Origin of the sequence: Streptomyces sp. NRRL B-24484 (assembly GCF_000717715.1) — a bacterium.
Lineage (GTDB): Bacteria > Actinomycetota > Actinomycetes > Streptomycetales > Streptomycetaceae > Kitasatospora.
The window spans coordinates 103624-129918 of the sequence record NZ_JOAI01000003.1; the positions used below are offsets into that span (position 1 = coordinate 103624).

Sequence of the window (26295 nt, forward strand, 5' to 3'; positions counted from 1 at the left end):
TACGGCAGTTGCCCCACCGCTCCCCCACCCGACCCCGCGGAGAACGGAACCCCCACCTCATGACGCCTCGTCACCAGCGCCCGATATCGCGCCGCAAGCTCCTCGCCGCCACGGCAGGTGTGGCCCTCACCGTGCCCGCCGCAGTGACCTGGCTGCAGTCCAGTGCAGGCGCGTCGACCTCCGTCAGCCTGCCCCTGGACCTGGTCAACACCACCGGGAACAACACCGTCTACGCATACGTCCTCGGCCGCGACCCCGCCGCGGGCGGCAACTGGGCCTTCGTCCAGGCGAACGGCAGCAGCCTGTACCACCCGCCGTCCCCGGCCAACGACCAGACGCCGCTGGGCGTCGACTGCGCCATCGCGCTCAACGGCTCGGGCGCGGGCGCCCGCCGGGTGACCCTGCCGCGCCTGGACAGCGGCCGCATCTACTTCGCCATCGGCTCGAAGCTCACCTTCCTGATGAACCGCGGCGGCGGCCTCGCCCTGCCGTCGGTGAGCAACCCGAGCGACCCGAACATCGACATCCGCCACGACTTCTGCGAATTCACTTTCAACAACGACCAGTTGTACGCGAACATCACCTTCGTCGACATGGTCGGCCTGCCGATCTCCTTCCAGCTGGAGACCGGTCAGGGCACCCAGAACGTGCGCGGCCTGCCCGCCGACGGGCTGTCCCGGGTGGCGAGCGCGCTGCGGGCGCAGTCCGCCGCGGACGGCAGCGACTGGAGCCGGCTGATCGTCAGCAAGAACGGCGCCGACCTGCGGGTGCTCAGCCCCAACCTGGCGATCCGCGGCAACAGCGCGCTGTTCAAGGGCTACTTCGACAGCTACGTCGACCAGGTGTGGACGAAGTACCGCACCACCGACCTCAAGATCGACACCCAGTTCACCTGGGGCACCGTCACCGGCCGGGTGAACGGCGACACGCTGACCTTCCCCGGCGTCGGCAGCTTCGCCCGGCCCTCCACCCTGTCGATCTTCTCCTGCAGCGACGCGCCCTTCACCACGGGCAACGACGAGATGGGCAACCTGAGCGCCCGGCTCGCCGCCGCCTTCAACCGCACCACCCTGCTGGACAACCCGAACCAGCCGACCGCCGAGAACCCGTCGGCCTTCTACACCAAGCCGCGCACCAACCACTACGCCCGGATCCTGCACACCACCACCCCCGACGGCCTGGGCTACGCCTTCCCGTACGACGACGTGCACCCGTCCGGCGTGGACTTCGAGGGCAAGGTGCAGTCCGGCAGCCCCACCCGGTGGACCATCACCGTCGGCGGCACGGCGGGCGGCGGCGGCACGCCGACCCCGACCCCGACGCCGACCGCGACGGCCACCGGAGGCGGCGGGGCCAGCGCCTTCTCGACCATCCAGGCCGAGGCGTTCAACGCGCAGTCGGGCACCCGGACGGAGGCCTGCTCGGACACCGGCGGCGGCTCCGACGTGGGCAACCTCGGCAACGGCGACTGGCTGAAGTTCAACGCCGTCAACTTCGGTACGGCCGGGGCGACCCGCTTCAGCGCGCGGGTGGCGTCCGGCGCGGCCTCCGGGGTGAGCGGCCTGGTGCAGGTCCGGCTCGGCAGCCCCACCGCCACACCGGTCGGCAGCTTCGCCATCGCCAACACCGGCGGCTGGCAGACCTGGCGGACCGTCCCGGCCGACATCGCCCGGACGACCGGGACGCACGACGTCTACGTGACCTTCGACAGCGGCCAGCCGGCCGACTTCGTCAACCTCAACTGGTTCACGTTCGCGTAACCCCCGAGGTCGTCGCGTGCGGTCCCCGGCGGGCAGGCCGGGGGCCGCACACCCGTTCCGCCGACGGGGCGCCGCGGGGCCGCCGGGACCGCGCCCTACCGCTCGCCGTGGATCACCGCGAGGGCGTGCTCGCGGGCCCGGGCGCCCAGCCTGGCGTTGAGTTCGCCGAAGAGCTCGCCCGCGCCGACGCCGTTCCACCCCGGTGGGAGCAGCGAGAGCGGCAGGCCCGGGTCCCGGTAGGGCAGTCGGCGCCACTGGGTGAGCATCGGGACGTACTCCCGGAAGGCCTCCTGCGGGGACGCCCCGGCCGCCTCCGTCCGCTCCAGCACCGGGCGGTAGCGGCGCAGGAAGTCCGCGTACAGCGCGGTGAGTTCGTCGAGGTCCCACCAGCGGCGGACCTTGGAGCGCAGGTCGCCGAAGGCGAGGTGCTCGCCGGTGAAGAGGTCGACGTACCCGGCGAGCCCGAGGCGTTCCAGGGTGCGGCGGGTCTCGCCCGCGAGGTTGCCCGGGGCGATCCAGGCGCCGGGGGCGGCCGTGCCGAAGCCGAGCCGGGTCAGGGCGGCCCGCAGTTCGTGCCGCTTCTGGCGCTCGGACTCGGGGACGGAGAAGACCACGACGACCCAGCCGTCGTCGGCGACCGCGCGGACCCGCTCGAAGATCCGGACGTCGCCCTCCGCGAGGGTCTCCAGCACCGAGGACGCCAGTGCGTAGCCGGCCGCGCCGTCGTGCCGCACGCTCTCCAGGACGCCCCGCCGCTTGAGCCGGGAGACCGACGAGCGGACGGCCGGCGGCTCGACCCCGAGGTCGCCCATCAGCCGGACGACCGAGGCGACGGAGAGCCAGTTCTGCTCCCCGCGCGCGTACAGTCCGAACGCGGTGATGATGAGCGGTCCGTGCCGCGTGTCGCGGCCGGCCGCCGGGGACTCCTCGGGCCCGGCCGTCACAGCTGTGCTCTCCTCGCCTCGGGCCGGTGCCGTCCGTGGTGCCCGTCGGCGGGCAGCCTACCGCCTCGCCCCTCCGCATGATCGCGGTGTTCCGTGCGCCCGCCGCCCGGTGCGGGGCGGCGGCCGGCCGGGCTCAGACCAGGGATGTCGTCACCACCCGGTTGCGCAGTTCGCCGAGGCCGCCGACCCGGGTCACGACGAGGTCGCCGTGGCCGAGGAAGAGCTGCGGGTCGCGGGCGCTGCCGATGCCGCTCGGGGTTCCGGTCAGCAGGACGTCCCCGGCGCGCAGGGTCATCCCCCGGCTGAGTTCGGCGATCAGCCGGGCGAAGGGGAAGGCCATCTGCGCGCTGGACGCGTTCTGCCGCAGCTCGCCGTTGACCTCGCACTGGACCTGCAGGCCGGCGGGGTCGGCGATCTCGTCGGCGGTGGTGAGCCACGGCCCCAGCGGCATGGTGGCGTCGATGCTCTTGCCCTTGAGCCACTGGCCGCCGTGGGCCCGCTGCAGGTCGCGCTGGGAGACGTCGTTGGCGACCAGGTAGCCGAGGACGTGCTGCAGCGCCTCGGCTTCGGGGATCGACCGGCCGTCGCGGCCGATGACGAGGGCGATCTCGGCCTCGTAGTCCCACTGGGCGGAGAGGTCGGGGTCGTAGGCGATGTCGGCGGAGGGGCCGATGACGGTGTCCGGGCCCTTGGTGAAGAAGGTGGGCCGGGTCGGGAGTCCGGCCGGGTCCTGGCCGCCGCGCTTGCCGGCGGACTCCTCGAAGTGGTCCCGGTAGTTCCAGCCGGTGCAGAGGATGTCCCGGTTGAAGCGCTGCAGCGGTGCCTCCAGCCGGACGCCGTCGAGCGGCCGCACGTCGGGGCCGGCGAGGGCGGACGCGGCGGCCTCGCGGGCCGCGTCGAGGGCGGCGGGGCCGCCGCGGACGATGTCGTCGACGGTGCCGAGCGACGCGGGGAGCACCGCCAGCGCCGTCCCTGCCGGGTCGACGGCGGCGGCGCGCCGGGCGCCTCCGACGGTGAGCGATGCGAGCCTCATGCCTGCCCTTCGTGCGGATCCGTGCCGGTCGTCAGAGAATGTCGATGCCAGAGCGTGTTCCCGGGGATGCGGGTGCACCGCCAGGGGGCGCGGGAGGCGCCTCCACGCGCCCCTACGAGCCGTCCGTTCGGCCGGGGCGCACCAGGCGGTCGTCCGGGACGACGGCGACGCCGAGGATCTCGATCATGGCTTCGGGCTGCCAGAGCGCGGTGCAGCCGATGCCGGCCATGGCGGGGTAGACCGGGCCGGCGAGCTCCCGCCAGACCTTGCCGATCTCCTTGCCGTGGGCCTGGTAGTCGGGGATGTCGGTCAGGTAGAGGGTCACGCTGACCAGGTCCTGCGGTTCGCCGCCCACCGCGCGCAGCGTGGTGAGCACGTTGCCGAACGCCTGGCGGAACTGCTCGACGATGCCGCCGGGAACGATCCGCATGTCGGCGTCGAGGGCGGTCTGTCCGCCCAGGTAGAGGGTGTTCCCCGCCAGGGTGCCGTGCGAGTAGCCGCTCGGTGCGGGAAGGGTGTCCGGGTTCACGGCGACGGGCGTCATGCGACCTCCGGTCGGTGCTGCGTCGGGCCGGTTCCGCCCCGCCGCGCGGGGCATATTGACAATAGATGACGGCCGTGAAAAAAACGAGATACCGATCGGCCCGGGCGGCGGGCGGGAACAGCGCCGGCCCGGCAGCAGACCCCTTCGAGACCACCATGGCGCCGGCCGCGGCAGCAGCCCCCACCGGCGCGCCGACGTCCGCCGCACGGAACGGAGCCGTCCGCAATGGAGCCCGACCTCAGCAAGTACCGCCTCGACGGCGACAACTCGATGTACCGCCTGCCGAGCGGCCTGGTCGCCCCCGTCGTGACGCGCCGCGGCCTGGAGGACCCGGGCACGGCCGACTCGGGCGGCGCCGTCCGCGTCTCCGGCGTGAGCATCCAGCACACCCCGGCCAGGCGCCTCTGGTTCGGCAAGGTCAGCAACGAACCCGGCTACCGCTCGGTCTCCCACCACCACGGCGAGGCCGAGACCGGCGGCTACGTGCTGTCCGGCCGGGCGCGCATCTACTTCGGCGAGGAGTTCGCGGACTACCTCGACATGGAGGAGGGCGACTGGGTGTTCGTGCCGCCCTTCATGCCGCACGTGGAGTGCAACCTCTCGCGGACGAAGCCGCTGGTCTGGATGACCACCCGCACACCGGAGAACATCGTGGTCAACCTGCCGGACGTCGCCGACGCCGACCTGCGGGACTGGGCGGACCGATGACCCCCGACGCCGCCCCGCCCACCTCCGCGGTCTTCACCGCGGCGGTCACCCTGGCCCCGGCCGAGCCCCAGCACTTCGACCTCGCCTTCACCGCGACGACCCAGCCCTGCCCCTGGCCCAAGGCCTACGGCGGCGACCTGGTGGCGCAGGCCGCGGCCGCCGCGATGCGCTCGGTCACCGACGGCAAGTCGCTGCACTCCATGCACGGCTACTTCCTCCGGCCGGCCGACATCGGCGCCGCCGTCCGCCACGAGGTCGAGCTGCTGCGGGACGGCCGCGGCTACAGCACCCGGCAGGTGCGCGCCTACCAGAACGGCCGGCCGGTCTACGTCTGCCTGGCCAACTTCGCGGCCGGCGAGCCCGGCGGCAGCTTCGGGGCCGGCCCCGACCTCGACCTGGACGTGCCGGCCCCGGAGACCCTGCCGGACTCCGCGGCGTACCTGGCGGAACGCAGCGGCGGCACCATGACGGAGGCGTCCAAGGCCTACTGGTCGGGCGGCCGGAGCTTCGACATGCGCCACGTGCCGGGCCCGCTCTACCTCGCCGTGGAGGGCAAGCAGACGCCGCACCAGGCGGTGTGGGTCCGCCCGTTCGACCGGCTGCGGCCCGTCGAGGGGCTGACCGACGACCAGCGGGACCGGGCGGCGCTCGCGTACGTCTGCGACTACACGATCCTGGAGCCGGTGCTGCGGGTGCTCGGCCTGCCCTGGGCGATGCCCGGGCTGGTCACCGCGAGCCTCGACCACGCGATGTGGTTCCACCGCCGCGGGCCGGTCGACGACTGGCTGCTCTACGTCCAGGAGGCGGTCGCCGCCGAGAGCGGCCGCGGGCTCGGTACCGGGCGCTTCTTCACCCGGGACCACCGCCACCTGGCGACCGTCGCCCAGGAGGGCATGATCCGCACCGCCTGACCCCGTGTCAACGCCTTGGAAGGACTCCTCCGTTGACTCTTTCACCGTCGGCCCACCAGGACACCTTCACCCGCGACCACCTGCCCCCGGCGGAGCTGTGGCCGACGCTCGAGTTCGGCACGCCGGAACTGCAGTACCCGGACCGGCTGAACGCCGCGACCGAACTCGTCGACCTGCCCGTCCTCACCCACGGCCCCGACCTGCCCGCGCTGCGCACCCCGGACGGCGAGACCTGGTCGTACGGCCTGCTGCAGCGGCGGGCGAACCAGATCGCCCAGGTGCTGACCGAGGACCTCGGCCTGGTGCCGGGCGGGCGGGTGCTGCTGCGCTCCCCCAACAACCCGTGGGCGGTGGCCGCCTGGCTGGGCGTGCTGAAGGCCGGCGGGGTGGCCGTGACCACCATGGCCGCGCTGCGTGCCCGGGAGCTCACCCCGCTCGTGGAGCGGACGCTGCCCGCGGTCGCCCTGGTGGACCACCGCTTCACCGAGGACGTCGAGGCGGTGCGGGCGGCCGTGCTGCCCTCGCTGGCGGTGGTGCCGCACGGCGGCACCGGCCCGGACGACCTGGTGGTGCGGGCCACCGCGAAGTCCGGCGCGTTCACCAACGTGCCGACCGCCGCGGACGACGTCGCCCTGCTCGGCCCGACCTCCGGCAGCACCGGCGTCCCGAAGATCACCATGCACTTCCACCGCGACCTGCTCTCCATCGACAACACCTTCGGCCGGCCGCTGCTCGGCCTCGGCCCGGGCGACACCGTCGCCTGCTCGGCGCCGCTGGCCTTCACCTTCGGCCTGGGCATGCTGGTCGTCTTCCCGCTGCGGGCCGGCGCCTGCGCGCTGCTCACCGAGCCGGCGACACCGCTGCAGCTCGCCGACATCGTCGAGAAGCAGGGCGTCACCGTGCTGGCGACCGCGCCGACGGCGTACCGGGCGATCCTGCGCGAGGGCCAGGAGCACCGGCTCGCCGGGCTGCGGGCGGCGGTCTCCGCCGGCGAGCAGCTGCCGCGGACCACCTGGGAGGCGCTGCGCGACCGGCTGGGCCTGCGGGTCGTCGACGGCATCGGCGCCACCGAGCTGCTGCACATCTTCATCTCGGCCGCCGGCGACGACATCCGGCCCGGCGCCACCGGCAGACCGGTGCCCGGCTGGCGGGCCGCGATCCTCGACGTCGACGGCCGCGAGCTCGGCCCCGGCGAGGTCGGCCGGCTGGCCGTGATCGGCCCGGTCGGCTGCCGCTACCTCGACGACCCGCGCCAGCACGACTACGTGGTGGACGGCTGGAACGTCACCGGCGACCTCTTCCACCGGGACGCCGACGGATACTTCTACTACCGGGCCCGCAGCGACGCGATGATCGTCTCCTCCGGGTACAACATCGGCGGCCCCGAGGTCGAGGCGGCCGTCGACACCCACCCGGACGTGGTGGAGTCCGGAGTGGTCGCCAAGCCGGACGGCGAGCGCGGCTCCGTCGTCTGCGCCTTCGTGGTGCTCCGCGAGGGCGTCACCGGCGACGCCGCGAAGGCCAAGGAGATCCAGGACCACGTCAAGCGGATCCTGGCCCCCTACAAGTACCCCCGTGAGGTGCGGTTCTGCGAGGCCCTGCCGCGCAACACCAGCGGCAAGCTGCAGCGCTTCGTGCTGCGCAGGATCGTCGACGACGAGCAGGCCGCCGCGCCTGCCGCCGAGCACTGAGAGGACCAGCGCGTGAGGATCGCGATCGTCGGCGGCGGGCCCGGCGGCCTGTACTTCGCCGCCCTGATGAAGCAGCTCGACCCGGCCCACCGGGTCACCGTCTGGGAGCGCAACGCACCGGACGACACCTTCGGCTTCGGCGTGGTGTTCTCCGACGAGACGCTCGGCGGCATCGAGAACGCCGACCCGGAGTTCGCCGCCGCGATGGCGGACCGCTTCGCGCGCTGGACCGACATCGACATCCACCTGGACGGCGGCAGCCACACCGTCGGCGGCCAGGGCTTCGCCGCCCTGGGCCGCCGGGAGCTGCTGCGCCTGCTCCAGGACCGCTGCCGCGACCTGGGCGTCGAGCTGCACTTCGGCACGCCGGCGCCGGACACGGCCGAGCTGCTCGCCTCGTACGACCTGACGGTGGCCGCGGACGGCGCCAACTCGCAGGTGCGCAGGGGCTTCGCCGAGGAGTTCCGGCCCGCGCTGGACACCCGGCGCAACAAGTACATGTGGCTCGGCACGGACCTCGTGTTCGAGGCGTTCCAGTTCTTCGTCAAGCAGACGCAGTGGGGCACCGTGCAGGTCCACGGCTACCCGTACTCCGACTCCGGTTCGACCTTCATCGTGGAGATGCACGAGGACGTCTGGCGCCGGGCCGGCTTCGACGCCACCGAGGGCGAGGAGTTCCCGCCCGGCACCTCCGACGAGAAGGCCGTCGACCGGATCCGGGAGCTGTTCGCCGCCGAGCTGGACGGCCACCGGCTGTTCGCCAACAACTCCAAGTGGCTCAACTTCACCACCGTGCGCAACGAGCGGTGGCACCACGGCGGTCTCGTCCTGCTCGGGGACGCCGCGCACACCGCGCACTTCTCCATCGGCTCGGGGACGAAGCTGGCCATGGAGGACGCCCTCGCGCTCGCCGCCTGCCTGCACGAACACCCAGGCCTCGACGAGGCGTTGACGGCGTACGAGACCGAGCGGCGGCCGGTCGTGGAGTCCACCCAGCGGGCCGCGCAGGCCTCCCTGGAGTGGTTCGAGAACATCGGCATGTATGTCCGGCAGGAGCCGACCCGGTTCTGCTTCAACCTGCTGACCCGTTCGCGCCGGATCACCTACGACAACCTGCGCGAACGCGACGGCGACTTCGCCGACCGGGTCGCCGCCGCCTTCGCCGCCGCGCAGGGGCCGGCCGCGGACGGGGCCGTCCCGGCGATGTTCCAGCCGTTCCGGATCGGGCAGCTGGAGCTGAAGAACCGCGTGGTGGTCTCCCCGATGGACATGTACTCCGCGGTCGACGGCGTGCCCGGCGACTTCCACCTCGTCCACCTCGGCTCCCGGGCGATGGGCGGCGCCGGGCTCGTCATGACCGAGATGGTCTGCGTCTCCGAGGACGCCCGGATCACCCCCGGCTGCACCGGCCTGTGGACGGACGGGCAGCGGGACGCCTGGCGCCGGATCGTCTCCTACGTGCACGGGCAGAGCTCCGCCCGGATCGGCCTGCAGCTCGGCCACGCGGGGCGCAAGGGCTCCACCCGGCTGATGTGGGAGGGCATGGACGACCCGCTGCCGGAGGGCAACTGGCCGGTGGTCGGCCCCTCGCCGCTGCCGTACGGGCCGGGCTCCGCCGTCCCCCGCGAGGTGACCCGGGCGGACCTGGACCGGATCACCGCCGACTTCGTCGCGGCGGCCCGGCGCGGCGCCGAGGCCGGCTTCGACCTGCTCGAACTGCACTGCGCGCACGGCTACCTGCTCTCGTCCTTCCTGTCGCCGCTGGCGAACAGCCGGACCGACGAGTACGGCGGTCGGCTGGAGAACCGGCTGCGCTACCCGCTGGAGGTCTTCGACGCCGTCCGCGCCGTCTGGCCGGCCGAACGCCCGGTGATCGTCCGCATCTCGGCCACCGACTGGGCGCCCGACGGCAACACCGAGCACGACGCGGTGGAGATCGCCCGGGCCTTCGTCGCGCACGGCGCGGCCGCCGTGGACGTCTCCTCCGGTCAGGTCACCAAGGACGAGCGCCCCGCCTACGGCCGCTCCTACCAGACGCCGTTCGCCGACCGGATCCGGCACGAGGTCGCCGCCGCCGCGGGCGTCGCCGTGATCGCGGTCGGCGCGATCGCCTCCTACGACGACGTGAACTCCATCCTGCTGGCCGGCCGCGCCGACCTCTGCGCGATCGGCCGCACCCACCTGTACGACCCGCACTGGACGCTGCACGCGGCCGCCGAGCAGGACTACCGCGGGCCGGCCGCCCAGTGGCCGCTGCCCTTCCGGGCCGGCAGCCGCAAGCCGCCCTCGGCGCGGACGGACGCCGTCCGGCCCCGCCTCTCGCTGCTCCGGTCGGACGGCCCGGAGCGGGCCGTGCACCTGCGCTGGACCCCGCCCCGGCAGCCGGCCCGGGTGCCCTGAGCCCGGCTCCGGCGGCGCCCGGCGGTGCGGTTCAGGCCGCCGAGCGCTCCACGGTGACCTTGAGGTGCTTCATGATCGGCTGGTCGCTCTGCGTGCTGTGGTCGGCGAGCGCGCAGAGCACGTTCATCTCCGGCATGTAGCCGGCGGCGCAGCCGCGCGGAATGTCGTACGGGACGGCGAGGTAGCCGTGCAGCGAGCGGGTGGAGCCGTCCCGGGCGGTGCTGGTGATGTCGACCGGGTCGAACTCGCCGAGGCCGCGTTCGCGCATGTCGTCGGGGTTCATGAAGACCAGGGTGCGCAGGTTCTTGATGCCGCGGTAGCGGTCGTCGTCGGAGTAGATCGTGGTGTTCCACTGGTCGTGCGAGCGCATGGTGCCGAGTGCCAGGGTGCCGGGGGCGGGGACGACGTCGGGCAGCGGGGCGGCGGAGAACTCGGCGCGGCCGGACGGGGTGAGGAAGACCAGCTCGCGGGCGGGCTGCCTGATCCGGAAGCCGAGCGGCAGCCGGACGCGGCGGTTGAAGTCCTCGAAGCCGTCGAGGACCTTCGCCATGGTGTCGCGGATCCGGTCGTAGTCCTCGACGTACCACTCCCACGGGGTGGCGCTGTCGGGCAGGGCGGCGCGGGCGATGCCGGCGATGATCGCGGGTTCGGAGAGCAGGTGCGGCGAGGCGGGCCGTTTCATGCCGACGGACAGGTGGACCATGCTCATCGAGTCCTCGACGGAGGTGCTCTGCACGCCCGCGCGCTGCTCGTCCTTCTCGGTGCGGCCGAGGCAGGGCAGGATCAGCGCCTGCCGCCCGTGCACCAGGTGGCTGCGGTTGAGCTTGGTGCTGACCTGCACGGTGAGCTCGGTGCGGCGCAGCGCCTCGCAGGTGTAGGGGGTGTCGGGGGCGGCGAGCGCGAAGTTGCCGCCCATGCCGACGAAGACCGTGACGTCGCCGCGGTGCATGGCCTCGATCGTGCGGACGGTGTCCAGGCCGTGGGCGCGCGGCGGGTCGATGCCGCAGACCTCGCCGAGCCGGTCGAGGAACTCCGCGGCGGGGCGGTGGTCGATGCCGCAGGTGCGGTTGCCCTGGACGTTGCTGTGGCCGCGCACGGGTGAGGGGCCGGCGCCCTCGCGGCCGAGGTTGCCTCGCAGCAGCAGGAGGTTGACGATCTCGCGGACGGTGTCGACGCCGTGTTCGTGCTGGGTGACGCCGAGGCACCAGCTGACGACGGAGCGGTCGGCGTCGCGGTAGGTCCGGGCGGCCGCCAGGATGCCGGCGCGGGGGACGCCGGACTGCTGCTCGATCTCCTCCCAGGGGGTGGCCTCGCAGCGGGCGCGGTACTCGTCGAAGCCGGTGGTGTACCGGTCGACGAACTCCCGGTCGAGGGCCTTGGGGTCGGAGTCGGAGAGTTCGAGGACCGCCTTGGCGATGCCGCGCAGCAGGGCCATGTCGCCGCCGATCCGCGGCTGGAGGTTGAGGGTGCTGGTCGTGGTGGGGTGGAACAGCGCCATGTCGACGAAGTCGTGCGGGACGATGGTGCGGGTGGCGGCGGCCTCGACCAGCGGGTTGATGTGCACGATCCGGGCGCCGCGCCTGTGCGCCTCGGCGAGGGCGGTGAGCATCCGGGGCGCGTTGGAGGCGGCGTTGACGCCGATGACGAACAGCGCGTCGGTGGTCTCCCAGTCCTTGAGGTCGACGGTGCCCTTGCCGGTGCCGAGCGATGCCTCCAGGGCGCGTCCGCTGGCCTCGTGGCACATGTTGGAGCAGTCGGGGAGGTTGTTGGTGCCCAGTTCACGGGCCATCAGCTGGTAGAGGAAGGTGGCCTCGTTGCCCAGCCGGCCGGAGGTGTAGAAGGCGGCCCGGTCGGGGCTGTCGAGCTCCCGCAGGGTGCGGCCGACGAGTTCGAAGGCGTCCTTCCAGCTGATCGGCACGTAGTGGTCGGTGGCGGCGTCGTAGACCAGCGGCCCGGTCAGCCGCCCCTCGTTCTCCAGGGCGGAGTCGGACCACTCCGCGAGTTCGGTGACGGTGTGGGTGCCGAAGAGCTCCTTGCCGGCGCGCTTGCGGGTCATCTCCCAGGTGACGTGCTTGATGCCGTTCTCGCAGATGTCGAGGTGCAGGCCCTTGGTGTCGTCGGGCCAGGCGCAGCCGGGGCAGTCGAAGCCGGTGTTCTCGTGGTTCATCCGCAGGATCGCGCGCGCTCCGTCGACCAGGGCGCCTTCGCGGACGAGGACGCGGCTGACGCTCTTCGCGGCGCCCCAGCCGGCCGCCGGGTGGTGGTAGGGCCGGAACTCGGGCGGGTTGCCGGGGGCGGGCCCGGAGCCGTTGCCGGCGCGGTGGCCGTTCCCTCCGTCGGCGCCCGGTGCGCCGTCGGCGTCCGTCGCGACCGGCACGTCGTCGTTGCGGTCGGAGGCGTTCACGGCACTCACCCTTCGGCGTCGGACCCCCTGGTATCCGGCCCTCCCCGGTCCCGGATCCCCGGCGTCCGGCTCCGCGGCGTCGGGGCGCCGGTGTCGGAGGCGGGCGGCGGGACGCGGGCCGGTACCCGCTGCCCAGGCTATGCCCGGCGGCAGGCGCCCGCCCCCGGCACCGGGTGCGGGGCGGTGCTGCCGCCGTCCGGCCGGTCCGGCGGGCTGCCGCTAGGGTGGCAAGCGTTGTGTCCGTTTTGATATGAGGCGAGTGATTTCCATGGGCTTGCCCCCCGTGGCGGGTCTCGGCTCCTCCGGGTCCGCGGATCCCTTCTCCGACCTGCTCAGCCGTCGCTTCCGCATGTCTGCGGTGTCCGCGCCGCCGGCCGTGCGGCGGGTGCCGATCGCCCGCGCCCCGCAGCGCGCCGCCGGGGACGGCAGCGAGGACCCGGACACCGAGCACCCGGTCGCGCACGGCCAGCGGCCGGAGTTCGGCGCGCGCCCGCGGCGCCGCACCGTCCGGGGCGACACCTTCGTCGCCGACGTGCAGGACGGCGAATCGCGGGTAACCGCCCGTCACCCCGCCGACGGCCCCGCGCCGGACGCGGTGTGACCACCCCGGACGAAGGGACGAGAGGACGGTGGACGTGACCGGACCGGTCGAGGTGCCCACTCCGCAACCGGTGCTCAGCCCGCTGACCAGCGCATCGCTGTTCCTCGTGCTCACCGTCGACCCCGGCGGCGAGCCCGTGGTGCGCGAGCTGCTGGCCGACCTGGCGGGCCTCCGGCGCAGCGTGGGCTTCGGGCATCCGGACGGGCGGCTGAGCGTCGTCGCCGGGATCGGCTCGGCCTGCTGGGACCGTCTGGCGGACGGCCCGCGCCCCGCCGAACTGCACCCCTTCCGGGAGCTGCAGGGCGCCCGTCACCGGGCCCCGGCCACCCCCGGCGACCTGCTCCTCCACATCCGGGCCGCCCGGCAGGACCTCTGCTTCTCGCTCGGCTCGGAGATCATGTCCCGACTGCGCGGCGCGGTCGCGGTCGCCGACGAGGTCACCGGTTTCGCGTACCTCGACCAGCGCGACCTGCTCGGCTTCGTGGACGGCACCGAGAACCCCGTCGGCCGGGAGGCCGCCGAGGCCGTGCTGATCGGCGCCGAGGACCCGGACTTCGCCGGCGGGACCTACGTGATCGTGCAGAAGTACCTGCACGACCTCGACGCCTGGAACCGCCTGCCGGTCGAGCAGCAGGAGCTGATCGTCGGCCGCCGCAAGCTCACCAACGTCGAGATCGACTCCCCCGGCTCGCACGTCGACCTCAACACGATCACCGGCCCGGACGGCGCGGAACGGCAGATCCTGCGCGACAACATGCCCTTCGGCAGCCCCGGCAGCGGCGAGTTCGGCACGTACTTCATCGGGTACGCCCGGACGCCGGAGGTCACCGAGGAGATGCTGCGCCACATGTTCCTCGGCGACGGGCCGGTGAGCCACGACCGGATCCTCGACTTCTCCACGGCCGTCACCGGCACGCTGTTCTTCGTGCCCTCCGCCGACCTGCTGGAGGGCCTGGGGGCCGAGCAGGACGCCGGTGCGGGCGAGCGGGGGTCGCTCGGCATCGGCGACCTGAAGAGCCGCTGACCGCCCCGCACGCCGGCGGCACCGCAGCAACCGAACCAGGCAACAGGAGGCCCGACCCATGGACAACCTGCACCGCGAACTCGCGCCCGTCTCGGCCGCCGCCTGGGCCGACCTGGAGGAGGAGGCCCGGCGCACCTTCACCAGGCACGTGGCCGCCCGCCGCATCGTGGACGTCCCCGAGGCCGGCGGCACCGAGCTCGCCGCGGTCAACACCGGCCGCCTGGACGAGATCCGCTCGCCCGACCCGGGCGTGCGGGGCCGGCTGCGGCAGGCGCAGCCGCTGGTGGAGCTGCGGGTGCCGTTCACCGTGGACCGGGCGCAGGTGGACGACGTCGCGCGGGGCGCCCGGGACGCGGACTGGGGACCGGTGAAGGAGGCCGCCCGCCGGATCGCCTTCGCCGAGGACCGCGCCGTGTTCGAGGGCTACCCGGCCGCCGGCATCGCCGGCCTGCGGGCGTCCTCGGCCAACGAGGCGCTGACCCTGCCCGCCGACCCGCGCGACTACCCGAACGTGATCAGCCGGGCGATCGGCGAACTCCGGCTGGCCGGTGTCGGCGGCGCCTACACCCTCGCGCTCAGCGCGGACGCCTACACCGCCGTCAGCGAGACCTCCGACCACGGCTACCCGATCCACGAGCACCTGCGCCGCCTGCTCGACGGCGAGATCATCTGGGCACCCGCCATCGACGGCGCCTTCCTGATCTCCACCCGTGGCGGCGACTTCACCCTCCAGCTCGGCCAGGACCTGTCCATCGGCTACCTCGCCCACGACACCGACACCGTCGAGCTCTACTTCCAGGAGTCCCTGACCTTCCTCGTCCACACCGAGGAGGCCGTCGTCGCCATCGACCCCGCCCCCGCGGCGTAGCCCGGCCCTCCGTGCCGCCCTCCTGAACGGCCGGGTCGCGGCCTGTGACGGACCACCCGGGTAGGACCGCCCCCGAAGAGGGGAGGACACCGGTGAGGGGTTACGGGGCGCTGCTCCGGAGCCGGCACGGCGGGGAGGGACCGATCGATGGTGGATTCGATGCTGCCGGCGCGCTACGAGCGGCGCGAACGGCTGGGGCACGGCGGTATGGGCACCGTGTGGAGCTGCTGGGACAGCGTGCTGGAACGGACCGTGGCCGTCAAGATCCTGCACGTGTCGGAGGACGAGGAGCGCACCGGAACGCTCCTGCGCGAGGCCCAGACGGCCGCACGCCTCAACCATCCCGGGATCGTCGCCGTCCACGACGCCGGCATCTGCCGGGACGGCGAGGTCTTCGTGGTCATGGAACTCGTCGACGGCCGGAACCTGCGGCAGGTACTGCGCACGCAGGGAGCGCCGGGCCCGGACACCGCCGCCGACTGGGCCGCACAGATCACCGACGCCCTGGCCGCCACGCACGACCACGGCGTGGTGCACCGGGACGTCAAGCCGGCCAACGTCATGCTCACCGACGCCCACCGCATCAAACTGCTGGACTTCGGTCTCGCCCGGGCCCAGGTCGTCAGCACCGAGGACAGCCGCCTCGTCGGCACCCTCGGCTACATCGCCCCCGAGCGGCTGCGGCAGCAGAAGGCCGGCTCCCGCGCGGACCTGTACTCCGTCGGCTGCCTGCTGTTCGAACTCCTCACCGGGAGCCCGCCGTTCGTGCGTGACCACAGCGCCGCACTGATCCAGGCCCACCTGGACGACCCGGCCCCCGCCGCGAGCAGTGTGGTGCCCGGCCTTCCGGCGGCGCTCGACCTCCTGGTGGCCCAGCTCCTGCAGAAGGACCCCCGGGACCGGCCGGCCGGCGCACGCGAGGTGTCCGACCGTCTCCGCACCGCCTTCCCGCCCGCCTCGCGACCCGTCCCGAGACCCGTCCCGGGACCCGTCCCGGGACCCCGCGTCGACACCGCACCGACCGTCACAACGGGCCCCGCCGAGCTCGAACGGCTCCGGAAACAGGCGGACGAGGCCGCGGACACGGGCGACCACCGGGAGGCGGACCGGCTGTACGGCGCCCTCGGCGAGGCCTGTACCGGCCTGCTCGGCGCCGAGCACCCCGAGACGCTCACGATCCGCCACAGCCACGCCCTGCTCCTCGGCAGGGCCGGCGACCACGAGGAAGCCACCCGACGGCTCACCGTGCTCGTCGACGACTGCGCCCGCATCCTCGGCCCCGACCACCGCGATACGCTCCTCGTCCGACAGAGCCGGGCCCGCGCGACCGCGGAGTCCGGCAGGCAGCGCGAGGCCGTCCGGCTGTTCGCCGCGCTCGGCGAGGACTGGACGAGGATCCTCGGCCCGCACCAGCCCGACACCCTGCTCGTGCGCCACGAGCACGCCCTCGCCGTGGCGGCGTCCGGGAACCACGAGGAGGCCGCACGCCTGTGCGACGACCTCGTCCCCGCCTGCACCCGGGTGCTGGGCCCCTCCCACCCCGTCACCCTGACGGTGCGCCACGACCTTGCGCACTGCCTCGGGGAGACAGGGCGCCGTGCCGAGGCGACGCAACAGTTCGCCGACCTCGCGGCCGAGCGGACCCGCGTCCTCGGTGCGGCCCACCCCGACACCCTCCGGACCAGGCACGGTCACGCGCGCAGCCTCGCCGGGACGGGTGACCGGCCGCGGTCGGTCCGGCTGCTGGAGGAACTCCTCCCGGAACTCACCCGGGTGCTGGGCCCCGACGACCGGGAGACCCTGACCGCACGCCACAGCCACGCCGTGGGCGTGTCGGACGTCGGCGACCCGGCCGAGGCCGTCCGGCTCTGCACGGCGCTCGTCGCCGACTGCACCCGTGCCCTCGGCGCGGACCATCCCGACACGCTCGCCGCCCGGCACAGCCGGGCCCGCAGCCTCGGCGAGTCGGGTGCCCGGCTGCAGGCGGTGACCCTGTTGCAGTCCTTGGTCGAGGACCTGACGAGAGTGCTCGGACCGGGCCACCGGGAGACCCTCGCGGCCCGCCACAGCCACCTCCACAACCTCGGCGAGCTGGGCGAGCGGCACGCGGCGGCCCGGCTGTGCGGAGCACTCGTGTCCGACTGTCGACGGGCGCTGGGCGCCGACCGACCCGGAACGCTCGCGGCACGGCACGAGGAGGCACGGCAGCTGGGCGCGCGGGGCGACCGGCGACACGCCGTCCGGCTGCTGGAGGAACTCCTCCCGGAACTCACCCGGGTGCTGGGCCCCGACGACCGGGAGACCCTGACCGCACGCCACAGCCACGCCCACAACCTCGGCGAGGTCGGCGACCACCGCCGTGCCGCCCGGCTGCTCGCCGGACTCGTCCGGCACTGCACCAGGGTGCTGGGGGCCCGGCACCGCGTGACGCTGACGGCCCGGAGCGACCGCGCGCGCAACACCGGTGCCGCGGGCAGTCCCGCGAAGGCGGCCCGGATGTACGCGGCGCTCGCCGAGGACCAGTCCGCCGCGGTGGGCCCGCACCACCGCGAGACCCTGGTCGCCCGCAGCAACCAAGCGCACAGCATCGGCCGGGCGGGCGCCCCGGCCCGGGCCGCGGGGTTGCTCACGACCGTGGTCACCGCCTGCGAGCGGTCGCTCGGCGCAGACCACCCGGACACCCTCATCGCCCGCAACAACCACGCCCACTACGTGGGTGCGGCGGGATCGCCCGCCGCCGCCGCGAAGATGCTGCAGGACGTCCTCGACCACCAGACCCGGGTCCTCGGCGCCGGGCATCCGGACACCCGTGCGACGCGCCGCAACCTGCTCCACTGGTCGCGGCGTTGAGCCGGCGGCGGTGACAGCGTCCGCCCGGCCGTGTCGTGCCTCAGGAGGCGGCGCTCTCGGCCGCGATCATCGCGATCAGGCCGGCCCTGCCGTGTTCCTGCAGGTGGTGGCGCTGGCGTTCGGCGCCGTTGCCCTCCCGTAGGAGGCGGCCGACCAGGGGGGCCACCGCGCGGGTGTCGCCGAGCGTCTCCAGGGCGGGGGCGAGGCGCTCCAGCATGGCGGCGGCGACCTCGCCGGCCGGCCGGGACATCCCGGTGGCCGGGTCGTGCAGGGTGCCGTCCATGCCGTACCGGGCGGCGTGCCAGGCCGCGCCCTCCAGGCTCTCCGGGGTGCGGACGTCCGGCGGGGTCCCGTCGGCCGCGTCCCGCATCGCGGTGACGACCAGCGCCCGGACGAGTCCGGCGAGCATCACCGCCTCGTCCGCCCGCAGCTGGACGTCCATCGCGCGCAGCTCCACGGTCGGGAACTTGGCGGACAGCCGGGCCTGCCAGTACAGCTGGCCGCGGTCGCGGATCAGTCGGGCCTCCAGCAGGTGGTCGATCCGGCGCTCGTAGTCCCGGGCGTCCTCGAAGTACGGCGGGATGCCGCTGATCGGCCAGCGGCCGAAGACGACCGTCCGCCAGCTCGCGTAGCCGGTGTCGGTGCCGTACCAGAGCGGCGAGTTGGCCGAGAGCGCGGTCAGCACGGGCAGCCAGGGACGGAGGCGGTTGAGCACCTCGACCCCGGTCTCCGGGTCGGGGACGGCCACGTGCACGTGCATGCCGTTGATCATCGCCTCGTCGGCCAGCCGCGTGACGATGCTGCGGATCGAGTGGTAGCGCGGGGCGTCCACGATCTCCGGCGGTGTATCGGGCGCGTACGGGGCGGTGCCGCAGGCCGCCAGCCGGCAGCCCGCCGACTCCGCCGCGGCCGCCAGCGCGTGCCGCAGCCGGAGCAGGTGGCCGCCGACCTCGCCCAGGCCCTCGCAGACCGGGGTGGCGACCTCCACCTGGGCCTGCAGCAGCTCGTTCTGCAGTTCGTCGTGGTGCACCGCGGGGTGCAGTCCGGCGACCTGCCGCACCGCGTCGACCCGCGGCAGCGGCAGGCCGCTCTCGGGATCGAGCAGCAGGTACTCCTCCTCGACCCCGACCGTCGGGAAGTCCCGCGGATCGCGGCGTCGTCCGCCCCCGCCTGCCGTGTCGGTGCCAGCGCCCATGACTCCGGGCTACCACGTCCGCCGCGTCACCACATCCGGGCGGGTGTTCCCGGGCCGGCCCGGAGACCGCATCGGAGGCCGTGCCGGGGCACTCGGGTACGGCCGGCGGCCGTGCGGCTACGGGGTGTCCCGGTGGGCCAGGCCGCCCGGCAGCGGAGCCGCGGGCTTGCGGCGGCGGTGGTGGAGCCAGACGAAGAGCAGCAGGCAGGGCAGCAGCAGCCCACCGAGGGTGAGCACCAGGAACGCCGTGAAGCTGGTGATGTTCCTGACCAGCCAGGCGAAGTTCTGGCCGAAGAAGCCGACGACGAAGGAGAGCGGCAGGAAGACCGTGGCGATGACGGTGAGTCGCTCCATCGTGGCGCTCTGGCGCAGGGTGATGGTGTTCTGCTCCACCGAGATCACCGCGATGTTCGCCTCCAGCACGGTGGCCAGCAGGTCGCGCTGGGCGGCGACCTCCTCGTTCACCAGCAGCAGGTGGTCGTGCACGTCGCGGAAGAAGGGCAGCAGCTCGGCCGGCGCGCGCCCCGGCTGCAGCCGCCGGGCGAGCACGGCGAGCAGCGGGTGGACGGCGCGGTAGAAGTCGGTGGCCTCGCGCCGCAGGGAGTAGATCCGCTCGGTCGGCGCGACCGCGCCGGAGAAGACGGTGGCCTCGATCTGCTCGATGTCGCGGTCGAGTTCCGCGACGACCGGGGCGTAGCCGTCGACGACCTGGTCGAGGATGGCCCACAGGGTGGCGGCGCTGCCGGTGCGCAGCAGGTCCGGACGGCGTTCGAGGCGGCTGCGGGCGCCGGCGAGTTCGCTGGCGATGCCCTGGCGGACGGTGATCACGAAGTGTTCGGCGAGGAAGATGCTGATCTCGCCGGTGTCGATCTCCTCGCGCTCGTCGTCGTACCGCGCGGTGCGCAGGATGATCAGTTCGGTGCCGTCCTCGTACTGCTCGGCCTTCGGCCGCAGGTGGAAGGACTGGGCGTCCTCGACGGCGAGTTCGTGCAGTCCGAAGGTCTCGCGGACGCCGTCCAGCTCCTCGGGCCCGGGTTCGAAGACGCCGAGCCAGACGAAGCCGCCCTGCCGGGCGTGTTCGGCGGCCTCCTCCAGCGGCATCGTGCCCTCGTGCTGCCGGCGTCCGTCGCGGTAGTGCGCGCAGTCCACGATCATGACCGTCTCCTCGCGTCCGGCCGACCGCGCCGTGGGTCGGCACGGCGCGCCGTACCCGCCCCCGGCAACCGATGTTCCTCCGAGTCGGCGCGGCCCGCTCAGCGGGGCCGCGCCGGTGGCCCCCCGGCGGGGCTCAGGAGGGGGTGACCTCGGCCAGGCAGAGCGTGTAGACCTTCGAGCCGCGCTCCTGGACGTACGCGGCGTCGGTCTGCGGGTAGCCCTTGCAGACGCTCGCGTCCGACACCTCGAACCGGGCGATGACCCGGAACTCGGCGTCCCGGCCGGAGCAGTCGGCCACGCCGAGGTCGGGCCGGTAGTCGCTGCCGGCGTTGTGGACGAAGTCGCCGACATCGGCGTAGTCGGGGTCGCGCTGCGCCGCGAACGCAAAGGCAGTGACGACCAGTACCGGCAGCAGAAGGCCGAGGATCTCCACCCGGCGGAACAGCGGCCGGCCCGGCACCAGCGGGACACCGGGGGCGCCCGGGACGGGCGGGGCCAGCCTGCGGATCTTCGCCAGCGCGACCAGGTTGACCAGCGCGGTGACCGGATTGATCACCGTCGAGGCGATGCCCCACCAGCCCTGCCAGAGGCTCTTCGCCGTCATGTCCCGGAAGACGGCGGTGCCGCAGTCGCGGCAGAACGGGCCGCGCGGCTTGAGGAAGCGCATCACCACCAGGAAGCCCTGGTGGCCGCGGACGGTGGCCTGCACGGCCGGCACCGAGCCGCAGCAGCGGCAGAACGGGCCCGCGGAGAACGGCACCGACCCGGCGGCCGGGCCGGGGTCGGCCGCGGCCTGCCCGGGGCGGGCGGTGCGGACACGGGCACCGGGCCCGTCCCCGCACCGTCGGCGGGGGCCGCGGCCGGGTCGGACGGGAGCTGCGGTGCGGGTACGGACATGCGGATCCGCTGCGGGAGTGGTTCCGGGGGTGGGCAGGCGGACGCCACCGGTGCGCACCGACGGCGCGGCACCGGATTTCCGGCGGCCCGGCGCACGGTGTCCGGACGCTGCGTCAGATCGTCCGCGGGGCTGCCCGATCGGTCGGCGGGTCCCGGAAAACCGCTGGACAGGCGGACGACGGGTGGAAGATCATCCACCCGATGACTACACGAACCGATGTACCAGCGGCCCTGGACGAGCGCACCCAGCTCATCACCTTCCTCGACTACGCCCGCGCCACCGCACGGGCCAAGTGCGAGGGGGTCAGCGCCGAGGACGCCCGCCGCGCTCCCCTGCCGGGCTCGCCCCTGATGACCCTCGCCGGCCTGATCAACCATCTCCGGTGGGTCGAGCACTGGTGGTTCGAGGTCATGTTCCTCGGTGAGGAGGACCGCGGCCCCTGGACGGAGGAGGATCCCGACCGGGAGATGCGGATCGCCGTCGACCGCCCGCTCGACGAGCTGCTCGCCGAGTACGAGGCGGCGTGCGCCCGCCACAACGAGCTGATCGCCGCCAACTCCCTGGACTCGGTGGCGAAGCGGACCCGGCGCGACGGCGGGCGGTTCGACCTGCGCTGGATCGTCCTCCACCTGATCGAGGAGACCTCCCGGCACAACGGGCACCTCGACGTGCTCCGCGAGATCGTGGACGGCACCACCGGCTCCTGACGCGCCGTCGCGCGACGCATCGCGGTCGGGCCGGGCGGCCGGTCGTCCACGTACACTGACGGGCATGGCGTGCCGCATCAGTGAACTGGTCCTCGACGCAGCCGACCCCGGCCTGCTCGCGGCCTTCTGGCGCGAGGTGCTCGGCTACGTCGAGCTCGGCCGGGAGGACGACGGCAGCATCGAGATCGGGCCGCCCGGCACGGGCTTCGGCGGCCCGCAGCCCACCCTCGTCATCAGCCCGTCCGAGGACCCGCGGCCGGCCAAGCTCCGGCTGCACATCGACGTCAGCGCCACCGACCGCGAGCAGGACGCCGAGCTGGAGCGGCTGCTCGCCCTCGGCGCCCGGCACGCCGACGTCGGCCAGACCGGTGCCGAGAGCTGGTACGTCCTGGCCGACCCGGAGGGCAACGAGTTCTGCCTGCTGCGGCGCCGGATCGAGCCCGTCTGACGGACGGCGGGTCAGCCGTCGTCGGACGGCCCCATGCCGAAGGAGTCGTGGACGGGTCGGACCTCGACCGCCACGACGTGGAAGTCGACCACCCGTCCGGCGATCTCGCGGGCCCGCTCCGGGCTCGCGCAGTCGAGCACGTAGTAGGCCGTCAGGTGGACGGGTGCGGCGGTGAGCGGCCCGTCCGACGGCACCGGGGCCTCGTCGTGCAGCCGGAGCACGGTCGTGTCGGCGGGGTAGGCCAGCCCGGCGCCGTTGAGCAGTTCGCCGGTGTCGGCGAGGTCCCGGTGCAGCGCCTCGTGCCGGGCGAACACCTCGGCCCGCTGCTCGGCGGTCATCGCCGCGGTCGCGGCCGGGTCGGCGTACATCAGCACCATGTACTTCACACCGCCCAGCCTGGCACCGGTGCGGGCACTGCGGTGCGCGGATCCCGGAGCTGCCGCCCCCGGTGGGGCCGAACGTGTTTGCCGTGGCCGGCCGAGGCGGCCGATCATGCGGCCATGAGACCCGAAACGGCGGCGTTCACCGCCGGCGGCCCGCTCCCCGACGAGGACGCGCACGAGGACGAGATCGCCCGGCGCGTCCGGCAACTGGAGGCGATCTCCCGCCCGGTCACCGCGGAGGAGGCGGCGCGGCTCGCGGAGTGCTTCGGCCCGGACGACTGCTACGGCGTCGCATGGTCCCTGCTGCACCTCGTGGAGTCCGGGCCCGGGCCGCTGCCGGTCGTCGAACCGGCGGCGGACGCGAACGAGTGGCACCACCGGCTCCGGTGGCGGGCCGTGAACGCCGGTCTCCTCCCGGAGGACTGACCCGGCCCCGGGCCGGTCGGGTCCGGGGCCGAACGCTCAGCCGGGGCGGCCGGCGCAGCGGGAAGTCAGGGTCGGCCGAGCGGTGGTCAGGCGAGTGCGGCGACGAACATGCCGGGCTCGTAGGAGCCGCCCTTCTGGTGCACGATCACGGCGAGCCGGTTGGCCGCGTTGATCAGGGCGACCAGGGAGACCAGCGTCCACACCAGTGCGCTGACGGCGACGGGCAGTTCGGCTCGGCCCAGGGAGAACGCGCCCGGCCGTCGGCCCAGCCGGCGGCGCACCGCGAGGTGGAGCACGATCGTCGCACCGTAGATGAGGGCCGGGAGGATGGTCGACGCCGTGATCAGCTCCAGCAGGGCGGCGCCCGGGAGCGCGACCATCAGGACGACGCCCAGCGCGAGGATCGGCACCGTCGCCGGGATCGGGGTCCGCGTCCGGGGGTGGACCCGGCGCATCACCCGGTGCACGGGGAAGCGGGCGTCGCGGGACATCGCGAAGACGAGCCGTGAACAGGACGTCATGACGACGATCCCGGCGCCGAAGAAGGCGAAGCAGATCAGCACCAGCAGCACCCGTTCCGCCGCCGCGCCGAGGTGCTCCTGGATGAAGGACGGCCTGGACGAGCAGCACCACCAGCGTGATCACCCGCGCGGTGCCCTCGTCGGGCGCGATGTCGGCGAGCGGCATGAACGCCTGGCTGGCCGGCGCGTTGTCGATCGCCACCACCGCGATGGCGAGGTAGCAGAAGGTCAGCCACCCGAACCACCAGCCGACCCGAGACTGCCCGGCCGCGAGGCCCACTGGTACGAGGAGCCGCTGAGCGGGATGCGGGCGGCGAACTGCGCCACCACCAGCGCCACCAGGGTCTGGCCGACGGCCGCGACGATCCACAGCCAGATCCCGACCGGACCCGCGGACCGCAGCACGTCGTCGTGGGTGGCGAAGATCCCGACGGCCACCGAGATGAACGCGAACGAGATCGCGAACACCTGGAACGAGCCGAGCGAGCGCTGCAGCTCCTGCCGGTAGCCGCCCGCCTCGACCGCGCTCCCGCCGTCGTGCGCGTCCGTCGACACCTCCGCCACCGCGGCCACCTCACCCTCCGTCAGCCCTCGGCCCGCCGCCGGACCGGCCGGGCGGACGCGCGGCCGGTCTCTCCCGTGCGGCGTCCATGTCACGTTCCGCGGCGGCCGACGCGCAGGACCGGGCCCCCGTTCGGACGCCCGGCCGAAGCCCGCGGGGGCAGCGGCGACGGGTCAGGCGGGCGGGGGTGCGGTGCGGTGGGCGAGGTGGCGGGCCCGGGCGGCGGTGAGGGCGTGCCGCAGCTCGTCCTCCGGGACCTCGGGGGCGAGGCCGGTCCGCCCCGGGTTCTGGCGCCGGCAGTCGCAGGGCCTGCGGTGGGTGCGGCCGGCGGTCGAGGTGTCGAGCAGCTCCAGCAGGGCGGCGAGGCGAGCGCGTCCGCGGACGGCTGCGCGTGCCCGGTCGGCCGCGTCGAGCAGGCGCAGCTCCCACCGCAGGGCGCAGTACGCACAGGACGGGACGGCCGCCCGGTCGGCCTCGGCCAGCTCGGCGAGGGCGGCGCGGACGGTCGCGGGCAGGGCTTCGTCGGCCGCGGCCCGCAGCAGCAGGAGGTCGAGCGGCTCCCGGTCCCCCGGGTCGCACCAGGCGAGCCGCAGCAGGGTCGAGGCCAGCAGCTGGTCCTCACCGTCCGAGCTGGGCGCGACGAGGTGGATCCGGGTCAGCAGCTGCTCGTCCCCCGGCGTCTCCCGCCGGTCCGCCGCGCGCCGGACCTCCCAGTCCAGTTCGAACCGTACGGCGGCCTCGCCGCCCGGCGGGTCCAGCGGGTACTCCAGGACGCACTGCCGTCCGGTCCGGACGGTCGGCGTGAGCTCGGTGCAGGTCCGGGTGCCGTCGGCGGCGGTGCGGATCCGCCGCACCCGCACGACCGGGCGGGCCAGCGGCATCACCAGCCGCAGCACCGGGCCGCGGGCCGGCCACCCCGGGCCCGGCGGCACCACCCCGACGGACGACCGGCCGCCGTCGAGGCCGACCGGCACCGACTCCTCGTGCGTGACGTCCAGTTCCCAGCCCAATGTGCGCTCCCTTCCCCGGCTACCGACGTACGGCCGGACGGCGCCGGTTGCACCCGGCCTCGCAGGCCGGCCCGTCGCGAAGCCGGGTCGCGGCGGGCAGGCCGGTCACGGAGAGGCGAGGTCGCCGACGAGCCGTTCGCGGCTGCGGTGCAGCACCTGGCGAGCGGGGTGGTACCCGCGGTCTCGGACACCGGCGCGGTGGCACCGCGTGGGCCGCTGCCGGGGTTCCGCACCCGCGGCCGGACCGGTGCTGCGGGCGCGTCGGACGGCCGCTCCGGGAGGGCCGGTGCACCGGACGGCCGCACCGGGCGGGCGCGGCCCGCGGCCCGGGCCACGGTGCGGGCCGGGCCCGTCGGGGTCAGCAGGGTGCCACCGCTTCGGGCAGGGTGGTGGGTATCAGGGACGAGGTGACGATCCGGCGGTTGGCCCGGCGGAACTCGTCGGCCACGCGGCCGCAGCTCAGGCACTCGTCCAGGTGCCGCGCCAGCTCCCGGCCGCGCCGCCGGCCCGGGCGGCGGACGGCGCCGGCCAGCAGCGAGGTGAAGTAGCGGCACTCCAGGCCGGTGCCCTCGTCCACGTGAGCGCGCAGGTACGCCTCGCGCAGCCCGGAGCGGGCGCGGGCCGCGAGCGAGCGGACCCCGCTCGGGGTCATGCTCATCCGCTTGCCGACGGTGGCGGCGGACTCTCCCTCCACCACGAAGAACCAGAGCAGCACCTGCCAGCGCTCCGGGAGGGCGCGGAAGGCCCGGGCGATCAGCTCGGCCTCCTCCGCCGCGAGCAGCGCGTTCTCGGTGCCGGTCTCGTCGGCGAGGTGGTCGGCCCAGCTGTGGAAGTCCTCCGGCAGCACGACGCGGTCGGTGGTCTGGGCGCTCCACTCCATCGCCGTCCGGCGGACGCAGGCCTTCAGGTACGGCCGCCAGGCGTGCCGCGGGCCGCGGCCGCGGGCGACGGAGTGGTAGGTGCTGGCGTAGGCCTCGGCGGCGAGGTCCTGCGCGGTCTGCAGGTCGCGGCAGTAGCGGCGGGCGTAGGCGAGCACCGCGCCGTGGTGGCGCGTGAACACCTCGGCCATCACCTCCCGGATGCGGGAGGTTCCGGTCGGGGCGGGGGCGGCGATCGCCTCCGCGAGTTCGGCGTCGCTCAGCGCGCTCAAACCGGACTCGGGGGTACTGGTACGAGGGGTCACCCTGTTCCTCCTCAGCTCTGGCCTTCTCACGGGGGGAGTTCGCGGGGCCTGGCCGGCGTGTCGGCCGCA

At 74.1% G+C, this 26295-nt stretch carries 24 protein-coding genes; 12 read left to right on the forward strand and 12 right to left on the reverse strand.

The window, feature by feature from the left end:
- Positions 1–59 precede the first annotated feature (59 nt).
- Positions 60–1760: a glycoside hydrolase family 64 protein gene (locus IE98_RS0103840; RefSeq protein ID WP_030264020.1), complete on the forward strand. Its 1701-nt coding sequence runs from the start codon at positions 60–62 to the stop codon at positions 1758–1760.
- 95 nt (positions 1761–1855) lie between these two features.
- On the opposite strand, the gene IE98_RS0103845 is transcribed toward IE98_RS0103840, so the two are convergent.
- The 3 genes from IE98_RS0103845 to IE98_RS0103855 all read right to left on the reverse strand — a co-directional run bounded on the left by IE98_RS0103845 (position 1856) and on the right by IE98_RS0103855 (position 4281).
- Entirely contained in the window at positions 1856–2704 is an 849-nt protein-coding gene (locus IE98_RS0103845; RefSeq protein WP_030264024.1) for a PaaX family transcriptional regulator C-terminal domain-containing protein, read from the reverse strand.
- Between the two features lie 133 nt (positions 2705–2837).
- Complete coding sequence (locus tag IE98_RS0103850) at positions 2838–3737, reverse strand: fumarylacetoacetate hydrolase family protein (protein ID WP_030264028.1); 900 nt, start codon at positions 3735–3737, stop codon at positions 2838–2840.
- 112 nt (positions 3738–3849) lie between these two features.
- Positions 3850–4281, reverse strand: coding sequence for a RidA family protein (locus tag IE98_RS0103855; RefSeq protein ID WP_030264031.1), 432 nt, complete (start codon positions 4279–4281; stop codon positions 3850–3852).
- Positions 4282–4506: 225 nt separating this feature from the next.
- Between IE98_RS0103855 and IE98_RS0103860 the strand changes: the two genes are divergently transcribed.
- Genes IE98_RS0103860 through IE98_RS0103875 form a run of 4 tightly spaced genes read left to right on the forward strand, consistent with a single transcriptional unit; the run spans position 4507 to position 9991 of the window.
- Complete coding sequence (locus IE98_RS0103860; RefSeq protein ID WP_030264034.1) at positions 4507–4989, forward strand: cupin domain-containing protein; 483 nt, start codon at positions 4507–4509, stop codon at positions 4987–4989.
- Complete coding sequence (locus IE98_RS0103865; RefSeq protein WP_030264037.1) at positions 4986–5900, forward strand: acyl-CoA thioesterase; 915 nt, start codon at positions 4986–4988, stop codon at positions 5898–5900. Before IE98_RS0103860 ends, IE98_RS0103865 begins: the two co-directional genes overlap by 4 nt.
- Before the next feature lie 32 nt (positions 5901–5932).
- On the forward strand, positions 5933–7591 hold the full coding sequence (locus IE98_RS0103870) for an AMP-binding protein (protein WP_030264040.1): 1659 nt from the start codon (positions 5933–5935) through the stop codon (positions 7589–7591).
- Between the two features lie 12 nt (positions 7592–7603).
- Positions 7604–9991: a bifunctional salicylyl-CoA 5-hydroxylase/oxidoreductase gene (locus tag IE98_RS0103875; protein ID WP_030264044.1), complete on the forward strand. Its 2388-nt coding sequence runs from the start codon at positions 7604–7606 to the stop codon at positions 9989–9991.
- Positions 9992–10022: 31 nt separating this feature from the next.
- On the opposite strand, the gene IE98_RS0103880 is transcribed toward IE98_RS0103875, so the two are convergent.
- The gene (locus tag IE98_RS0103880) at positions 10023–12395 is read right to left on the reverse strand and encodes an FdhF/YdeP family oxidoreductase (RefSeq protein WP_234443398.1); all 2373 of its coding nucleotides are present in this window, start codon (positions 12393–12395) and stop codon (positions 10023–10025) included.
- Between the two features lie 268 nt (positions 12396–12663).
- On the opposite strand from IE98_RS0103880, the gene IE98_RS52485 reads away from it, so the two are divergent.
- The 4 genes from IE98_RS52485 to IE98_RS0103900 all read left to right on the forward strand — a co-directional run bounded on the left by IE98_RS52485 (position 12664) and on the right by IE98_RS0103900 (position 17738).
- On the forward strand, positions 12664–12996 hold the full coding sequence (locus tag IE98_RS52485; RefSeq protein ID WP_159400817.1) for a hypothetical protein: 333 nt from the start codon (positions 12664–12666) through the stop codon (positions 12994–12996).
- A 34-nt stretch (positions 12997–13030) separates the two neighbouring features.
- Entirely contained in the window at positions 13031–14020 is a 990-nt protein-coding gene (locus IE98_RS0103890; RefSeq protein WP_043173406.1) for a Dyp-type peroxidase, read from the forward strand.
- Positions 14021–14078: 58 nt separating this feature from the next.
- Entirely contained in the window at positions 14079–14888 is an 810-nt protein-coding gene (locus IE98_RS0103895) for a family 1 encapsulin nanocompartment shell protein (protein ID WP_030264056.1), read from the forward strand.
- 147 nt (positions 14889–15035) lie between these two features.
- The gene (locus IE98_RS0103900; protein WP_030264060.1) at positions 15036–17738 is read left to right on the forward strand and encodes a serine/threonine-protein kinase; all 2703 of its coding nucleotides are present in this window, start codon (positions 15036–15038) and stop codon (positions 17736–17738) included.
- Positions 17739–17778: 40 nt separating this feature from the next.
- Here IE98_RS0103900 and IE98_RS0103905 read toward each other — a convergent pair whose 3' ends face one another.
- From IE98_RS0103905 to IE98_RS45625, 3 genes are all read right to left on the reverse strand, one after another.
- Positions 17779–18933, reverse strand: coding sequence for a carboxylate-amine ligase (locus IE98_RS0103905; protein WP_078660752.1), 1155 nt, complete (start codon positions 18931–18933; stop codon positions 17779–17781).
- 117 nt (positions 18934–19050) lie between these two features.
- On the reverse strand, positions 19051–20088 hold the full coding sequence (locus IE98_RS0103910) for a magnesium and cobalt transport protein CorA (protein ID WP_052390080.1): 1038 nt from the start codon (positions 20086–20088) through the stop codon (positions 19051–19053).
- 133 nt (positions 20089–20221) lie between these two features.
- On the reverse strand, positions 20222–20797 hold the full coding sequence (locus IE98_RS45625) for an LppU/SCO3897 family protein (RefSeq protein WP_159400818.1): 576 nt from the start codon (positions 20795–20797) through the stop codon (positions 20222–20224).
- A gap of 389 nt (positions 20798–21186) precedes the next feature.
- Between IE98_RS45625 and IE98_RS0103920 the strand changes: the two genes are divergently transcribed.
- Positions 21187–21693 (forward strand): DinB family protein, encoded by a 507-nt coding sequence (locus IE98_RS0103920; protein ID WP_030264074.1) that lies wholly within the window; start codon positions 21187–21189, stop codon positions 21691–21693.
- Between the two features lie 64 nt (positions 21694–21757).
- On the forward strand, positions 21758–22141 hold the full coding sequence (locus tag IE98_RS0103925; protein WP_030264082.1) for a VOC family protein: 384 nt from the start codon (positions 21758–21760) through the stop codon (positions 22139–22141).
- An 11-nt stretch (positions 22142–22152) separates the two neighbouring features.
- Here the strand turns inward: IE98_RS0103925 and IE98_RS0103930 are convergent, their stop codons facing one another.
- Positions 22153–22518 (reverse strand): YciI family protein, encoded by a 366-nt coding sequence (locus tag IE98_RS0103930; protein ID WP_052390081.1) that lies wholly within the window; start codon positions 22516–22518, stop codon positions 22153–22155.
- 123 nt (positions 22519–22641) lie between these two features.
- On the opposite strand from IE98_RS0103930, the gene IE98_RS0103935 reads away from it, so the two are divergent.
- Positions 22642–22950 carry a hypothetical protein gene (locus IE98_RS0103935; RefSeq protein WP_043173372.1) on the forward strand — a complete coding sequence of 103 codons (309 nt, stop codon included), beginning with the start codon at positions 22642–22644 and terminating at the stop codon, positions 22948–22950.
- An 86-nt stretch (positions 22951–23036) separates the two neighbouring features.
- On the opposite strand, the gene IE98_RS49990 is transcribed toward IE98_RS0103935, so the two are convergent.
- The 4 genes from IE98_RS49990 to IE98_RS0103950 all read right to left on the reverse strand — a co-directional run bounded on the left by IE98_RS49990 (position 23037) and on the right by IE98_RS0103950 (position 26226).
- Positions 23037–23555: an amino acid permease gene (locus tag IE98_RS49990; RefSeq protein WP_267882314.1), complete on the reverse strand. Its 519-nt coding sequence runs from the start codon at positions 23553–23555 to the stop codon at positions 23037–23039.
- A gap of 144 nt (positions 23556–23699) precedes the next feature.
- On the reverse strand, positions 23700–24044 hold the full coding sequence (locus tag IE98_RS49995; protein WP_052390083.1) for an amino acid permease: 345 nt from the start codon (positions 24042–24044) through the stop codon (positions 23700–23702).
- Positions 24045–24206: 162 nt separating this feature from the next.
- Positions 24207–25043, reverse strand: a complete 837-nt coding sequence (locus tag IE98_RS0103945) for a hypothetical protein (protein ID WP_030264090.1) — start codon at positions 25041–25043, stop codon at positions 24207–24209.
- A 358-nt stretch (positions 25044–25401) separates the two neighbouring features.
- A complete protein-coding gene (locus tag IE98_RS0103950) occupies positions 25402–26226 on the reverse strand; it encodes an RNA polymerase sigma factor (RefSeq protein WP_159400819.1) in 825 nt (274 codons plus the stop codon).
- Positions 26227–26295 lie beyond the last annotated feature (69 nt).

Bases quoted from the DNA above. Each gene is read 5' to 3' on its own strand.
- IE98_RS0103840 (WP_030264020.1), top strand. From the start codon at position 60: ATGACGCCTCGTCACCAGCGCCCGATATCGCGCCGCAAGCTCCTCGCC.
- IE98_RS0103850 (WP_030264028.1), bottom strand. From the start codon at position 3,737: ATGAGGCTCGCATCGCTCACCGTCGGAGGCGCCCGGCGCGCCGCCGCC.
- IE98_RS0103855 (WP_030264031.1), bottom strand. From the start codon at position 4,281: ATGACGCCCGTCGCCGTGAACCCGGACACCCTTCCCGCACCGAGCGGC.
- IE98_RS0103860 (WP_030264034.1), top strand. From the start codon at position 4,507: ATGGAGCCCGACCTCAGCAAGTACCGCCTCGACGGCGACAACTCGATG.
- IE98_RS0103865 (WP_030264037.1), top strand. From the start codon at position 4,986: ATGACCCCCGACGCCGCCCCGCCCACCTCCGCGGTCTTCACCGCGGCG.
- IE98_RS52485 (WP_159400817.1), top strand. From the start codon at position 12,664: ATGGGCTTGCCCCCCGTGGCGGGTCTCGGCTCCTCCGGGTCCGCGGAT.
- IE98_RS0103895 (WP_030264056.1), top strand. From the start codon at position 14,079: ATGGACAACCTGCACCGCGAACTCGCGCCCGTCTCGGCCGCCGCCTGG.
- IE98_RS0103900 (WP_030264060.1), top strand. From the start codon at position 15,036: ATGGTGGATTCGATGCTGCCGGCGCGCTACGAGCGGCGCGAACGGCTG.
- IE98_RS0103905 (WP_078660752.1), bottom strand. From the start codon at position 18,933: ATGGGCGCTGGCACCGACACGGCAGGCGGGGGCGGACGACGCCGCGAT.
- IE98_RS0103910 (WP_052390080.1), bottom strand. From the start codon at position 20,088: ATGATCGTGGACTGCGCGCACTACCGCGACGGACGCCGGCAGCACGAG.
- IE98_RS0103920 (WP_030264074.1), top strand. From the start codon at position 21,187: ATGACTACACGAACCGATGTACCAGCGGCCCTGGACGAGCGCACCCAG.
- IE98_RS0103925 (WP_030264082.1), top strand. From the start codon at position 21,758: ATGGCGTGCCGCATCAGTGAACTGGTCCTCGACGCAGCCGACCCCGGC.
- IE98_RS0103930 (WP_052390081.1), bottom strand. From the start codon at position 22,518: ATGGTGCTGATGTACGCCGACCCGGCCGCGACCGCGGCGATGACCGCC.
- IE98_RS0103935 (WP_043173372.1), top strand. From the start codon at position 22,642: ATGAGACCCGAAACGGCGGCGTTCACCGCCGGCGGCCCGCTCCCCGAC.